This window comes from Kitasatospora sp. NPDC004799, from assembly GCF_040609095.1.
Classification (GTDB): domain Bacteria; phylum Actinomycetota; class Actinomycetes; order Streptomycetales; family Streptomycetaceae; genus Kitasatospora.
Genome location: NZ_JBEXJK010000227.1, coordinates 1 through 13,679, shown reverse-complemented (window position 1 = coordinate 13,679; position 13,679 = coordinate 1). Strand labels below are relative to the sequence as shown.

13 protein-coding genes are annotated in these 13,679 nt (G+C 75.9%); 7 read left to right on the top strand and 6 right to left on the bottom strand.

Going from position 1 to position 13,679, the window contains the following annotated elements; all coding sequences use genetic code 11:
- Nucleotides 1-66 (bottom strand): beta-ketoacyl synthase N-terminal-like domain-containing protein (locus tag ABZW03_RS25540; RefSeq protein ID WP_355262654.1); only part of this gene is annotated, 66 nt, incomplete at its 3' end.
- Between the two features lie 103 nt (nucleotides 67-169).
- On the opposite strand from ABZW03_RS25540, the gene ABZW03_RS25535 reads away from it, so the two are divergent.
- From ABZW03_RS25535 to ABZW03_RS25525, 3 genes are read left to right on the top strand one after another with little or no spacing between them, the layout of a single operon-like run.
- Nucleotides 170-1,690, top strand: a complete 1,521-nt coding sequence (locus tag ABZW03_RS25535; protein WP_355262648.1) for a hypothetical protein — start codon at nucleotides 170-172, stop codon at nucleotides 1,688-1,690.
- The gene (locus tag ABZW03_RS25530) at nucleotides 1,687-3,096 is read left to right on the top strand and encodes a hypothetical protein (protein WP_355262645.1); all 1,410 of its coding nucleotides are present in this window, start codon (nucleotides 1,687-1,689) and stop codon (nucleotides 3,094-3,096) included. The genes ABZW03_RS25535 and ABZW03_RS25530 overlap by 4 nt, the downstream gene beginning before the upstream one ends.
- Nucleotides 3,093-5,105, top strand: coding sequence for a vWA domain-containing protein (locus tag ABZW03_RS25525; protein ID WP_355262642.1), 2,013 nt, complete (start codon nucleotides 3,093-3,095; stop codon nucleotides 5,103-5,105). The genes ABZW03_RS25530 and ABZW03_RS25525 overlap by 4 nt, the downstream gene beginning before the upstream one ends.
- A 31-nt stretch (nucleotides 5,106-5,136) precedes the next feature.
- Here the strand turns inward: ABZW03_RS25525 and ABZW03_RS25520 are convergent, their stop codons facing one another.
- The gene (locus ABZW03_RS25520) at nucleotides 5,137-5,541 is read right to left on the bottom strand and encodes a cupin (RefSeq protein WP_355262639.1); all 405 of its coding nucleotides are present in this window, start codon (nucleotides 5,539-5,541) and stop codon (nucleotides 5,137-5,139) included.
- Nucleotides 5,542-5,840: 299 nt separating this feature from the next.
- Here ABZW03_RS25520 and ABZW03_RS25515 point away from each other — a divergent pair, with 299 nt between their 5' ends.
- A complete protein-coding gene (locus ABZW03_RS25515; protein ID WP_355262651.1) occupies nucleotides 5,841-6,461 on the top strand; it encodes a helix-turn-helix domain-containing protein in 621 nt (206 codons plus the stop codon).
- 101 nt (nucleotides 6,462-6,562) lie between these two features.
- Here ABZW03_RS25515 and ABZW03_RS25510 read toward each other — a convergent pair whose 3' ends face one another.
- Nucleotides 6,563-7,363: a metal-dependent hydrolase gene (locus ABZW03_RS25510; RefSeq protein WP_355262636.1), complete on the bottom strand. Its 801-nt coding sequence runs from the start codon at nucleotides 7,361-7,363 to the stop codon at nucleotides 6,563-6,565.
- A 103-nt stretch (nucleotides 7,364-7,466) separates the two neighbouring features.
- Nucleotides 7,467-7,907 carry a MarR family winged helix-turn-helix transcriptional regulator gene (locus ABZW03_RS25505; protein ID WP_355262633.1) on the bottom strand — a complete coding sequence of 147 codons (441 nt, stop codon included), beginning with the start codon at nucleotides 7,905-7,907 and terminating at the stop codon, nucleotides 7,467-7,469.
- 104 nt (nucleotides 7,908-8,011) lie between these two features.
- On the opposite strand from ABZW03_RS25505, the gene ABZW03_RS25500 reads away from it, so the two are divergent.
- A complete protein-coding gene (locus ABZW03_RS25500) occupies nucleotides 8,012-9,139 on the top strand; it encodes a Gfo/Idh/MocA family oxidoreductase (protein ID WP_355262630.1) in 1,128 nt (375 codons plus the stop codon).
- A 31-nt stretch (nucleotides 9,140-9,170) separates the two neighbouring features.
- On the opposite strand, the gene ABZW03_RS25495 is transcribed toward ABZW03_RS25500, so the two are convergent.
- Entirely contained in the window at nucleotides 9,171-9,992 is an 822-nt protein-coding gene (locus ABZW03_RS25495) for a lipase family protein (protein WP_355262627.1), read from the bottom strand.
- Between the two features lie 767 nt (nucleotides 9,993-10,759).
- Nucleotides 10,760-11,269: a hemerythrin domain-containing protein gene (locus tag ABZW03_RS25490; RefSeq protein WP_355262625.1), complete on the bottom strand. Its 510-nt coding sequence runs from the start codon at nucleotides 11,267-11,269 to the stop codon at nucleotides 10,760-10,762.
- A gap of 237 nt (nucleotides 11,270-11,506) precedes the next feature.
- Between ABZW03_RS25490 and ABZW03_RS25485 the strand changes: the two genes are divergently transcribed.
- Both ABZW03_RS25485 and ABZW03_RS25480 read left to right on the top strand, forming a co-directional pair.
- A complete protein-coding gene (locus tag ABZW03_RS25485) occupies nucleotides 11,507-12,970 on the top strand; it encodes an ornithine decarboxylase (RefSeq protein ID WP_355262623.1) in 1,464 nt (487 codons plus the stop codon).
- Between the two features lie 64 nt (nucleotides 12,971-13,034).
- Nucleotides 13,035-13,595 (top strand): hemerythrin domain-containing protein, encoded by a 561-nt coding sequence (locus ABZW03_RS25480; RefSeq protein ID WP_355262621.1) that lies wholly within the window; start codon nucleotides 13,035-13,037, stop codon nucleotides 13,593-13,595.
- The last annotated feature ends 84 nt before the right edge of the window (nucleotides 13,596-13,679 follow it).

Below are 13,679 nucleotides of genomic sequence, written 5' to 3'. Positions count from 1 at the left end.
GTCGATCCCGGCCCGCTCGAAGGCCTCCCAGGAGGTCTCCAGGAGCAGCCGCTGCTGCGGGTCCATGGCCATGGCCTCGCGCGGCGAGATGCTGCCGAGCGGCTGGCACCCGGGCGCCGAGGCCGACGGCACTCCGGCCACCCTGCCGGCGGACCTGCACTCGCTGGAGGTGGTCGACGAGGTGCAGCGCGAGCTGCTCTGCAACCTGCTGCGCGAGCACTCCCCCACCCTGATCGCCCTGACCGGACGCCAGCTGTACGGCGCCGACGGCGTGCCGAGCGGGGGCTCGGCCCGGCTCTCCCGGGCCACCGACCAGGTGACCACCCGGTACGTCGCCTCCTTCTCGCCGCAGCACCTCGACCGGGTGCGCACCGCCCTGCGCCAGGAGGAGCGGCTGGCCCGGCTGGAGGCGATGGACGTCAACCCGCTCGGCGAGGCCGAGTTCGACGCCGCGGGCGACGTCACCCTCCGGCTGGTCGACGGTCAGGTGTCCGTCTCCTCGGCCATGGCGCACGCGCTGCTCGTCCAGGCGCTGGCGATGCGGGCGCGCGAACTGGCCCGCACCGGCCGCCGGATCGGGGCCGTGCCGCAGCCCCTGGTGGAGCGCAACCGGGCCCGGGCGGTGGCGCACGGGCTGGCCGCCGGCTTCGAGACCGAGCAGCACGGCGGCGACCGGCGGACCGAGCAGCGCGGCGGCGGCGACCGGCGGACCGACCGGCGCGGCGGCCGCACCGGCGGGCCGGCTGCGGACCGGCCGCCCCGGACCGTCCCGGCGGCCCGCGCCGCCTCCGCACTGATGCGCGAACTGCTGCCGTACTTCCGCCAGTTGGACGCCACGGCGGACGAGCTGGGGCAGCTGTTCACCGGACTGGAGCTGTCCGGCGGCGGGGGCAGCGGCCGCGGCGGCTTCGTCCGCAACGAGAACGACCTGCTCGCCCGGTGGCGCGGGTACGATCCGCGCCTGCTCGGCGCCGAACAGCTGGCCGACGGCCTGGGCCGGCCGGGCTGGCTCCTCCACGACCACATCGGCGCCGCCAACACCGCGATGGCGGCGGGCAGTTCGGCGGCGGCCCGGATCTGGCTGACCGAGCAGCTGACCGCCCCGGCCCCCTCGGCCGCCTCCCGGTCGCAGGCCTCACCCGCGAAGGCCCCGCACGCGCAGGCCTCACCCGCGAAGGCCCCGCACCCGGCCGGTTCCTCCACCGCCCGGCCGCCCCGCCGCCGCGGCCCCTCCGACGAGCAGTTCCTCAACGAGCTGGCCCACCCCGGCACCACCCCCGAGCAGGCCCTCGCGGCCCTGCGCGCCCACTGCCGTCCCGGCGGCACCTCCCCCGACCTGGCCCGCGCACTGCAGGGCCGCGACCGCGAGCAGGCCAAGGCGCTGCGTCGGCTGCTGCGCCCCGCACCCGCCCTGCGCGTCCGGCTGAACGCCCCGCCGGGCGGGTGGGACGAGCAGAAGCTCGCCCAGGCCGTCCGCGGGGCCGCCGAGCAGGGCACCGCCCTGCTGCACTGGGACGTCCCGGCGGCGGACCGGCCGGTGGTGCGCGCCCGGCTGCGCGAACTCGGCCCCGCGCCGCACGGTCTGCGGACGGTCCTGCTCACCGACCTCACCTACACCGCCAAGGCCGACGAGCGCCGCGGCACGCTGGAGGTCCTGCTGGTCGCCCCCGCGGAGGAGCCCGCCCGATGACGTACCCGCCCGCTCCCGCGAACCCGCCCGCCCCGGCCGGCCCGCCCGCCTTCGCCCCGGCGCCCGCATCCGCACCCGCACCCGCAGCCACACCCGGCCCCGCGCCCGCCGCCCGGCCGGTCCCCGTCCTGCTCGACCTGCGCGACTACCGCGACCTGCCCGGCACCGCCGACGGCCTGGTCGAGCTGTGGGCCCGGCTCGAACCCAGCGTCCTGACCCTGGACCCCCGGCTCGGCGCGCGGGTCGTGCTGGACTTCGGCCCGGCCGGCCGGGCCGGCGTCTGGTTCCTCGACCCGCTCGGCGCCCCGGCGCCGCTCACCGCCGCCACCCCGTTCGAGATCCGGGGCGTCCTCGAACCGCCGCAGATCCGCTACGCCTGCGACACCTGCCGCGCCACCGGCACCGAGACCTACGCCCCGTTCAGCTGCCCCGGCTGCGGCGAGGGCAGCCGGCCCGGGCGGGTCTGCGACGCCCACGTGAGGTTCCTGGACGGCAGCCTGCGCGCCTCCTGCCCGCTGCACGTCCCACAGTGCCGCTGCGCGAAGCCGGCCCGCGCCTGGTGCGGCGGCCCGCGCTGCCGCGGCACCCGGGCCTGGTGCGCCGACCACCTGGTGCGCCACCCGAACGACCCGTCCCTCGCCTACTGCCAGGACTGCTACGGCGAGCGCTTCCCCACCTGCGAGCAGCCCGGCTGCCCGGCCACCGCGCTGGTGCGGTGCGAGCACCGGACGCTGGAGGGGCTCGGCACCGGCGAGTCCTGCGGCAACCGGATGTGCGCCGAGCACAGCACCCGCTGGCAGATCTACGGCCCGCACAGCCGGGGCCTGGCGCTCTGCCGGCAGCACCACGGGGAGCTGCGCTCCGCCGCACCGGAGGCGCTGGTCGGCCTGGTCCTGGCCGGGACGGCGGCCCGCGCCCGGCACCCCGTCCGCCCCGGGGCCGACGGGCGGCGGCGGCAGGCCTTCCTGCCCCGGCTCTCCGTCGTCCGGCACATCTTCATCAACACCCGGGGCACCGTCCTCGACATGGGCGCGCTGGACACCCTGTTCGCCGGCCTCGAACGCCGGCTCCCGCGCGACGGCACCTCCGGCGGGCGCCGCCTCACCGAGACGGCCCGGCGGCTGCTGCAGCAGCACGAGGCGTCCCGCCGCGAGGACGTCCGCCGGTTCCGGGCCGGCCACGAGGAGGGCCGGGCCCACTTCGCCCGGCTGGTGGAACTCCTGCGCGGCTCCGGCAGGTCCGAACTCGCGGAGGCGATCACCTTCTCGGACTACCGCAGCCGCAGCCGGATCCTCTACGTCCGGGTGCCGGCCGACCTGCGCGGCCGCTTCTACGGGACGAAGCGCTCGCACGTCAACGATCTCAAGCAGCGCCTCGGCATCGACATCCAACTGGAGCGGGAATGACTCTCCTCGGCCGCGGCGGCACCACCTTCGGCGCACACGACACCCGGCTGGTCACCGCCACCGGCCCCGGCCTGGTCGACGGCAACCGGCTGGCCGTCCCGGCCGAGCGGCTCACCGCCGACAGCCCGGGCCGGCTGCTCACGGGGGGCGGGGGCCGGGCGGTCGCGGTGCGCCTCGTCCCGGTGCCCGGGCTGCCCGCCGACGTCGTGGTGGCCCCCGAGGCGCTCGCCGAGGAGCACCGACTCGCGGACGGCGACTGGCAGTTGACACCGACCACGGCCCCGGTGGCCGGCGCCGTCGAGCTGGAGTCGCCCGAGGCGCTGTCCCTGGACGCGGCCGTCGCCGCCGTCCAGCGCTCACCGCTGCTCAACGGCCACGTGTTCCAGTACGGCAGCGGCACCGGCCAGGACACCTGGATCGAGGTGGACGGCCTGCCGTTCCGGCTGCGCTCGGCCACCGGCCCGGACGGGCGGCCGGGGGACGGCCCGCTCACCGTCGGCCCGGCCACCCGGCTCAGCGTGTTCGCCCCCAGCGGGCGCAGCGGGGTGGACGTCGTCGTGCTCGCCGACTGCAGCGGCTCGATGGGCGTGAACGACATCCCGGACCGCCGCGAGTCCGCGCACCGGATCACTTCGCTGTGGAGCCCCGCCGCCACCATCACCCGGATGGAGGCGCTGAAACTGGCGCTGCGCGCCATGATCGACACCCGCGCCGGGGTGGACGGCCTGGTCACCCGCTTCGCGCTGGTCCGGTTCGATCTGGCCGCCCGGACGCTCTTCCCGGACCGCGACGGCATGGCCGAGGTCACCACCGGCCCCGGCGACCGCTCCCTGGAGCAACTGCGCGGCGCCGTCACCCTGTTGAAGCACGACAACCAGGCGACGGACATCGGCCGCGCGCTGCACAAGGCCGCCGAGCTGCTGCACCGGCACGGCGTGCCCGGCAACGAGCGCCTGATCGTCCTGGTGAGCGACGGCGCCCACTGGGCCCCGATGAGCGAGGAGCGCAGCGGCGAGTCGGTGGCCGGCACCGAGGACCCGGTCTCGCTGATGGAGGACCTGCACGCCGGCCTCGGCATCCGGCTGCACGCCGTCGGCATCAGCGACCCGGGCCTGTTCGGCCGCTGGTGGGAGCAGCTGCGCCGGAAGGACCCGACCCTGCGCGAGCCGCCGGAGAACCTCGTCCCCAACCACGAACTGCTGGGCCGGCTGGTGGAGGTGGCCGGCGGCGACCGGCACCGGATCGGCGGGATGGACGTCCTGGAGGAGTACTTCCAGGAGCTGGGCAGCGGCATCGTCCGGGTGGCGGGCCACCCGGCGCCGGGTCGGCTGCCCGCGCTCCAGCTGGACCCGGCCGCGCTGGCCGCCACCCCGGCGCGGGGCCGGGCGGTCGGGCCGGAGCAGCACCGGCACTGGGAGCGGCAGGTGGAGGAGCTGCTGCGGATGTACGCCGAGGTGTGCTCGGCCTCCTCCACCCGGCTCGGCTACCCGCTGTTCCGCACCTCGGTGGCCGACATCCCGCGGCTGCACCGACTGGCCACCGACCACGCGGAGTTCACCGCCTGGCTGGCGGTGGCGTACAAGGTCTTCGACGAGCGGCTGCACGAGCAGCTGCGCAGCCGCAAGCGCGACCGCACCGAGCTGGACCTGCCCGAACTGGCCGACGCCTTCTGGGGCGTACGGCTCGGCGAGCTGCACGGGCTGCGCAACTTCTTCCTGCACGACCCCGAGGCGCGGCGGCGCACCCCGGAGCAGAACCGCGGGGTCGGCGAGGTGATCCTCAAGCACACCGGGAAGTACGCGGTCGCGGAGGACGACGCGGAGGGCTGGCACCGGCTGCAGCTGGGGCTGCTGGGCAATCTGGCGGGGGTGCTCGCGGACGCCTACCGCATCCTGGTCACCGCGCCGCAGGCGGCAGCGGCCTCGACGCCGGTTGAGGCGCCGGCCGGGGCGAGCGGTCCGGCGCCGGCCGCCGCCCCGGTGGTCAGGGTGGTCCAGCTCTCCGACTGAACCACCCGTGCACCACCCGCCGCCGCCCCCGTCATCCCACCTCGGTGCGCCGCTCCAGCCGGGTGCCCGTGCGCAGGGTGATCGACATCAGGTCGCTGGGGGCATCGAGCTCCAGCCGGTGCCAGCGCCCCCGGGGGACGATCATGGCGGTGCCGGCCGTCAGCCGCACCACGGACTCGGCCTCACCGGGCTCCTCCGGGCGGAGGTGGAGCCGGACGCCGCCGGCCAGGCAGCAGACCGCCTCCTCGGCCGCGGGGTGCATCTCCCAGTGGTCGGCGTGGACGTCGGCGTCGCTCTCCACGTGGAAGGTCGCGATCTGCCAGGCTCCGGCCTCACCGCCGGCCATCCGGCGCTCGGTGGCCCGGAGATCGCCGTCGGGGTGGATGTGCAGGGCCGAGGCGAAGAGGTCCACGGCCGCGATCGGAGTGGTCGTCATGAGCGGGTTCCTTCCAGTCGGTTCCGAGCGGGGGCGACGACCCGCGCGAGGCCGAGCAGCCCGGAGTACCGGGCGGCCAGGCGCCTCCGCGAGTTTCTGTACGCGTATAGAAAGTAGCCCCGCACGGTCCCCGCTGTCGAGTCCCGGGTGATGATGGAGGCATGCAGCAGCCCCCCTCCTCGCAGTCCACCGATTCGCAGCCGCCCGCCTCACAGTCCACCGATTCGCAGTCCACCGCCTCGCAGCCGCCCGCGCGCCGGCCCGCCGCGGCACGCAAGGCCACCGGCCGGCCTCCCCGCATCTCCCGCGAGGAGGTCGTCCGCACGGCCCGGCGGATCGTGGACGAGGAGGGCGTCGAGCGGCTGACCATGCGCCGCCTGGCCACCGAGGTCGGCAGCACGCCGATGGCCCTCTACCACCACGTGCGCGACAAGGAGGAGTTGCTCGTCCTGCTGCTGGACGACCACGCCGCGCGGACGCTGCGACCGACCGGGCTCCCGGCCGAGCCGCGCGAGCGGGTCCTCGCCGCGGCGGCGGCCATCCACGAGGCGCTCGCCGCCTGCCCCTGGATCGTCGAGGTGCTGGCCGGGGACAGCCTGCTGTCCGCCCACTCCCTCTGGTTCGTCGAGCAGATCGTCGACGGTCTGGTCGGCTGCGGCCTGACGCCGGAACGGGCCGTCCAGGGCTACCGCGCGATCTGGTACTACACGGCCGGCGAGCTCATGGTCCGCGCGACGGCGGCCCGCCGCCGGGCGGCGGACGACCGCCCGACGCACCGGCAGCAGGTCTTCGCCGACCTCGACCCGGAGCGGCTCCCCCGCCTGGCCGGGCTCGCCGACCGCTGGTCGTCGCTCACCGCCCAGGACACCTACCGGGACGGCCTCGACGCCCTGGTGGACGGCCTGCTCGCGGCGCACTGAGCGGGCGGGGCGGGCGGGCGTCAGCCGCCGGGCCGCCGGGCCGCCGGGCCTTCAGGCGAGCGGCCGTCCACCAACTATCCACTACGGAAAGGACGTCGGCGTCACCCGTTGCCGAAGAAGCCGAGCGCCCCCACCGCGCAGAGCCCGCCGGCCCCCATGAAGACCGGCGTCAGCACCTTGATCTCCACCCAGCTGCCGGCCCGGAACCGCATGCCCTTCGGCGGCCCGATCGGGTACCAGCGCCGACGGCCGATCGGGATCGGCCACAGCACCGGGCAGCCCGAGACGGTCAGCGCGTCGCCCAGGCAGTGCACCAGCGCGCCGAGCGCGATCGGCAGCCCGATCCAGAGGTACTGCTGCCCGGGCTCCTCGAACAGCCACTGCGAGCCGTTGCCGGGCTTGTCGAGGACCTCCGCGAGCATCCACGCGCCGGCCGCCCCCAGCAGCCACACCAGGACGTCGCTGGAGACCCGGGCCTGCCGCCACAGCAGGCCCTCGATCGCCAGCACCATGTGCACGAACAGCACCGCCAACACGCCCCAGCGGCCGCCGAACCCGGCCACCGCCACGGCGCCCGCCCCGCACAGTACCGCCCAGAGCCAGGTGTGGGTCAGCGTCCGGTGGCCGCCGGAGCGCCGCGGGTCGCCCTTGCCCCGGGTGGCCTTGTACACCGCGTGCGAGAGGTTGTCGATCACCTCGCAGAGCGCCCGGGACACCGGCCCGAACGCCCTGGATATCGTCGCCGCCTTGTGGTCCAGGTCCGGCGCCAGGGCCGCCCCCGCACAGATCAGCGCCCCCGCGAGCAGGACCGGCCAGGGCATCGGTTCCCCCATCCCGGCCGCCACCGCGCCCACCCCCAGCCACGCGGCCGCACCCGACAGCGAATGCGCCGGTCCCATCATGTCCGTACACCACCGATCCTCATCAGCTCCGTCCTCACCCTGAGGACCTGACATCACGGCAGCCTATCCGTCCAAGATCACCGGTCGGTCGCCCCGCGGGCGGCTACATCCGGTCGAACACCGACCGCAGCGTCTCGATCTCCCGCGCGGAGAGCCGGTCGGTGAAGTGGCGGCGCACCGCGGCGTCCAGCAGCGGCCGTACGGCGGTGACGGCGGCACGGCCGTCCGCGGTGAGGGTGACGGTGACGGCGGCGCCGCCGGTGCGCTCGCGGGTGACGAGTGCACGCTTGGCCATGCGGGTGAGCTGGTGGGAGATCCGGGTGCGGTCCCAGCCGAGGGCGGCGGCGAGTTCGCTCTGGCGCAGCGCGCCGCCCGCCCGGCTGAGGCTGGCGAGGATGGTGAGGTCCGGTTCGGAGAGGCCCGCCGCCTCGGCGGCGTCCGCGATCACCCGGGTTCGGAGCACCTCGTGGACACGCTTGAAGGCGCACCAGAAGTCGACGGGTTCCGAGGTGTCACCGAGCTTGGCCCCATTGGGCGTTGACATATCAACGAACCTCTTCCTAGTGTTGAGATGTCAACGCTAACAGACGGGTCGGCCCCGGCTTCCCTGCCCGCGCCCCCGCCCCTCCGAGGAACAGGCTGCGATCCATGACCACGCCCGCGTCACCGCTCCACACCCTCGCCCGCTCGGAGAAGCCGATCGGCGTCGGGATCATCGGCCTCTCGGAGCACGGCGGTTGGGCCGAGCGCGCCCACCTGCCCGCCCTGCGCGCCCTCCCGGAGTACGAACTGCGGGCCCTGAGCACGAGTTCGAAGGAGTCCGCGGAACGCTCCGGGCACCGGCACGGCGTCCCCCGCACCTTCGGCACGGCGGCCGAACTGGCGGCCTGCGACGAGGTGGACCTGGTGGTCGTGGCGGTGAAGGCCCCCCATCACCACGAACTGGTGCAGGCCGCCCTGGACGCCGGGAAGGGCGTGCTGTGCGAGTGGCCGCTGGGCACCGGGCCCGCCGAAGCCGAGTCGCTCGCCCGGCAGGCCCGCGACCGCGCCGTCCCGACCGTCGCCGGGCTCCAGGCCCGCTCGCACCCGGCCCTCGCGTACGCCCGCGACCTGGTGGCCGACGGCTACGTCGGCGAGGTGCTCTCCACCACGGTGGTCGGCTCCGGCGGCGGCTGGGGCAGCACCGTCACTCCCCGCCTCCACTACGTGCTCGACGCCGCCAACGGCGTGACCATGCTGACCATCCCGTTCGGCCACACCCTCGACGGCGTCGCCTCCGTCCTCGGCGAGCCCGAGGACCTGCGGATCCGGGCGGTCACCCGCCGAACGTCCCTGCTGGACACCGAGACCGGCCGGACCGTCCCGACCACCGCCCCGGACCAGGTGGTGGCCTCGGGCCGGCTGCCGGGCGGCGCGGTGGCCGCCTTCCACTACCGCGGCGGGACGTCCCGGGGCACCAACTTCCGCTGGGAGATCAACGGCACCGAGGGCGACCTCGTCCTGACCGCCCCGGTCGGCCACCTCCAGCTCGTCCCGATCACCCTCGAAGGCGGCCGCGGCGAGTCCACCGGCCTCGCACCCCTGCCCGTGCCCGAACGGTACGTCCGCGTCCTGCAGTTGGACGCCCGGGCCGACGCCGAGGCCTACGCCGTCGCCCACGCCTACCGGCACTTCCTCGACGACCTGCGCGAGGGCACCTCGACCGTCCCGGACTTCGCCCACGGCGCGGCCCGCCGCCGCGGCATCGAGTCCGCCCTCGCGGCGGGCGACCGCTGACGGCGCCGCGCGCCGCCCGCCGCGGCGACGGTCAGGCCAGGGCCTTCTCCAGCGCGGCGAGGTAACCGCGCATCAGGTGGTCGCGGATGCCCTCGCCGTCCGGGGAGAAGGCCGCGGCGCCCAGGCCCTTGGCCCGGTCGGTCAGCCCGGCGACCAGCCCGGACTTCTCCTTGACGTGGCCCGCGGAGTCGATGTGGCGCAGCGCCTCGACGTGGGTGAAGACCGGCTCCGGGGGCAGCTCGGGGACGATGTCGTTGCCGTGGACGAAGCGGAAGGTGCGCCCCTTCAGGGCCTTGTCGTACGCGGCGGCGAGCAGCCGGTCGCAGGTGCGGGGCTGGCCGAAGGTGTAGACGCCGTCGGCCGCCAGGCGCGGGTCCTCCAGGTCGAGCCGGGCGGCGACGAGCATGGCGAGCGCGCCGCCGAGGCTGTGGCCGGTGAACCACACGGTCTGGTCATTGGTCCGCAGGTCGGCGATGGCCTTGGCGACGTCGGGGAAGATCGACTCGAGCGCCTCGGCGAAACCGTAGTGGACGTAGCCCGTCCGGGCGGGGCCCGGCCAGGGCGGGGTGGTGGAGTCGGTGAGCCAGTCGCGGATCTGCGCGGGCTCGGTGCCGCGGAACGCGGTGACGATCATGTGGTCACCGGCCATGGTGTAGGCCTGGGTGTCCTGCAGCGGGAACGGCGGGGTGAACCGGGTCTGGTGGTGGCGCACGGTGTCGAAGCCCCAGGCGCGGGCCTGCTCGTCGATGGCGGCCCGGTCCTGGTAGGCGAGTTCGGCGGCCTTCGCCATCCAGTAGGCGTGCGGCAGGCTGTAGCCGTCGGCGCGCTGGTCGAAGGTGGTGGGTACGGCCATGGGGCGCTCCTGTCGGGTCGACGGTCGGGACGACGGGTCCGCTCCAGGGCCCGGCCCGCGCCCCGCCGGAGGGGCTCACCGCGACGCCCTGGTGACCAGGGGTGACGCTACCCCGGGTGCGGTTCGTGGGCGACCGGACGGCCTCCGCCCGGGCGCGGCTCGGGCTCGCGCCGATCAGGCCTCCGCGGCGCCGTCCTCCACCTCGCCGACACCCTCCGGCGCCACCGTCCTCGGTGCACAACCAGGCTTCCGGGTCCGACATTTGACGCTCAGTCAGTACGACTCTCGGCGCGCTCGCCGCATGGCCGCGCGCGGGCCGCCGAGCACGCGTCGGTCGTCGTCGGCGGCGGTCCCGGCCGTCTCCTCGCCGAGGTGGAGCCGTGGGGCGGGGCCGGAGTCGGTCGGCGCCGGGGCGGCTTCCGTCGGGCCACAATGGGGGCCCCGGTGCCAGGAGGAGGAAGCCCGTGAGCGACAGGATTCCGCGCGAGCGACAGGGGCGGTGGCACGGCCGGCGAGGGCTCGGTTCCCGTGGGCCGACCCGGATGCCGACGCACCCGCTGCCGCCGTGGCCGGAGGAGCCCGCGGCGGCGGAGGAGCCCGGCCAGGAGCCGTCGGGCCGCGGCGGCGCCGGGTCGGACGGGCCTCCCCCGCCGCCGGACCGCCCGGACCCGGCCGGCGAACCACCCGAGTAGCGTGCCCGGGGGGCGTCGGCCGGCTCAGCCCTCCGGCGCGTCGGCGATGCGGTGCAGCACACCGCCGCCGGGCGGTTACTCCGGCGCGGTCCGGCGCGCGGCCTTCATCCGCTCGCCGATCTCCTGCAGCTCCTTGCGGCCCAGGTTCGCCCGGACCTTCGGGAACCAGTCGGCCTCCTCCTGCTCGATGTGCCGCTCGACGGCCTCGATCAGCACGGCCGCCTTGGCGTCGTAGCCCTCGTCGTCGGGGGCCATCCGGCTGAGCTCCTCGCAGAGCACCTCGGCGACGTGGTGCTCCTGCTCGGCGCGGTCCATGTCCGCGGCGAGCCCGGGCACCTCCTGACGGACCCTGGGGTAGACCAGTTCGTCCTCCAGGTAGGTGTGCACGGTCAGCGCCTCGACGATCCGCCCGACCACGTCTCGCCGCGCCGGGGCTCCGTCGGAGCCGTCCCCTCCGGGCCCGTCGCCACCGGGTCCGCCGTTCCCTGATCCGTCGCCGCCGGCGAGTCCGCGGTACTCGCGGAACAGGCGGCGGACCTCCTTGTGGTCCTCGCGCAACAGGACGATGGCATCGTTCGACATCATGACCTCCTCCTCGGCGGGATCCCCGCCGCCCGGGCGTGTCCCCAAGGGCCCTCCGGCCAAACGCCGCTCCGGCGGCGGCGCGTGGCGGAGCCCGTCCCCGGGCCCTGTCCCGGTACGTCCCGGCTCCGGTACGTCCCGGCTCCGGTACGACTGCCGGCCCCGCCGTCCGCCGGTCCGCCCCCGGGCGCCACCCGACGCCCCCGGTTTCCCCCACCGCGGGCCGGGCAGCCGCCGGGCATGGACCACTCACGCGCACCCGTCCTCGAAGCGCTCCGCGACCACCACGAGGAGGAACGGCTGTCGTTCACCCCGCCCGGCCACAAGCAGGGCCGGGGCACCGACCCGCGGGTCCTGGCCGTCCTCGGGGCGTCCCTGTTCCGGGCCGACCTGCTCGCCACCGGCGGGCTGGACGACCGCCGCGAGAGCGGCCGGGTGCTCGAACGGGCCGAGGAGCTGATGGCCGACGCCGTCCACGCGGACCTCACCTACTTCTCCACCTGCGGCAGTTCACTGTCGGTCAAGGCCGCCATGCTCGCCGTGGCGGCCCCCGGCGAACGGCTGCTGATCGGCCGGGACGTGCACAAGTCGGTCGCCGCGGGCCTCGTCCTGTCCGGCGTGCGCCCGGTGTGGGTCGACCCGGAGTGGGATCCGCAGCGGCACTTCGCCCACCCTCCGTCGGCCCGGTCGTTCGCCGAGGCCCTCGCCGAGCACCCGGACGCGACCGGCGCCCTGGTCACCAGCCCGACCCCGTACGGCGGCTGCGCGGACCTGGCCGGGATCGTCCGGGTCTGCCACGAACGCGGTCTGCCGCTCGTCGTGGACGAGGCCTGGGGCGCCCACCTGCCCTTCCACCCCCGGCTGCCGGCCTGGGCGATGGACGTGGGTGCGGACCTGTGCGTCACCTCGGTGCACAAGATGGGTGCGGGCCTCGAACAGAGTTCGGTGTACCACCTGCGGGGCGACCGCGTCGATCCGGCGAAGCTGCGGGCCCGGGCCGACCTGCTCGGCACCACCAGCCCCTCCGTCCTGATGTACGCGGCGCTCGACGGCTGGCGCCGCCAGATGGTCCAGCACGGCCGCGACCTGTACGACCACGCCCTGGGGTTGGCGGCGACCGCCCGGCGGCGGATCGCGCTGGTGGACGGGCTACGGCTGTACGGCCGAGCCGAGTTCTGCGCCCCGCACCGGGCCGCCGACTTCGATCCGCTCCAGCTCGTCGTCGACCTGGCCGCCCTGCACACCGACGGCTACCAGGCGGCCGACTGGCTGCGCGCCCACCACCGGATCGACGTCCACCTCGCCGACCACCGCCGGGTCAGCGCCCAGCTCGGCCACGCCGACGGCCGCGACACGGTGGACGCCCTGGTGTCCGCACTGCGGGACCTCGTCGACCACGCCGGCGAGCTCCGGCCCGCGGCCGACGTCGACGTACCGGACCCCGCCGAGCTGCGACTGGAGCAGGCGCTGTCCCCGCGCGAGGCCTTCTTCGGGCCGACCGAGGCGGTGGCGGCGGACCGGGCGGCCGGGCGGATCGCCGCCGAGGTCCTGAGCCCCTACCCGCCCGGCGTCCCGGCCGCCCTGCCCGGCGAGCGGCTGAACCGCGAGGTCGTGGACTACCTGCGCTCCGGGACCGCCGCCGGGATGGTCGTCCCGGACGCCGCCGACGCGTCCCTGGCCACCCTGCGCGTGGTGGCCGGCTGAGCGGCGCCCGCGAACGGGACGGAGCGCGGGATGAGAGGTAGTCCGGCATGAGACAGGAACCGACATGAACGGCGCCGAAGGCTTCCCGAACCGGCTGTCCGCCGAGCACCGGGCCGTCGAGTCGCTGCTGCACCAGCTGAACCGCACCGCCACCCACGCCGGTGCCCCCGACGGGGAGGCCCTACGGCTGCTGGGCTCCCTGCGGCGGCTCCTCACCCCCCACCTCCTGGCCGAGGAGGACCACCTGTACCCGCTGGCCCGACGGTGCCTCACGACCGGCGACGCGCTCGCGGACGCCGCCGCCCGCAGCCACACGGCCATCCGCCGGCTGCTCGACCGGGCGGAGGACGACCGGCTGACCGCCGGCGGGCGCCGCCACGCCACGGCCGTCCTGGCCGTCCTGCTCCGCGCCCACCTGCGCGGCGAGGAGGAGCGGCTGTTTCCCGCGCTGCGCGCCCGCGCCGCGCCGCGGGACCTGCGGGCCTGCGAGCGCCGGATGCGCGAGTCCCGGGCCCGCCGGCCGGGTGCACCGCTGTGGGGGCTCCCGCCGGGGGCGGGGGCGATCGCCGCCCTCCGGGACGGCGTCAGCGGGCACGACACCTCCGGGCCCCAGCAATCGCCCTGAGCAGCACCCGCGCGACGAGCAGCACGGCGCAGTCGGCCTGGGTGACCCGGTGCAGGGTGGTGAAGGTGGTGGCCTCGGTCGGCC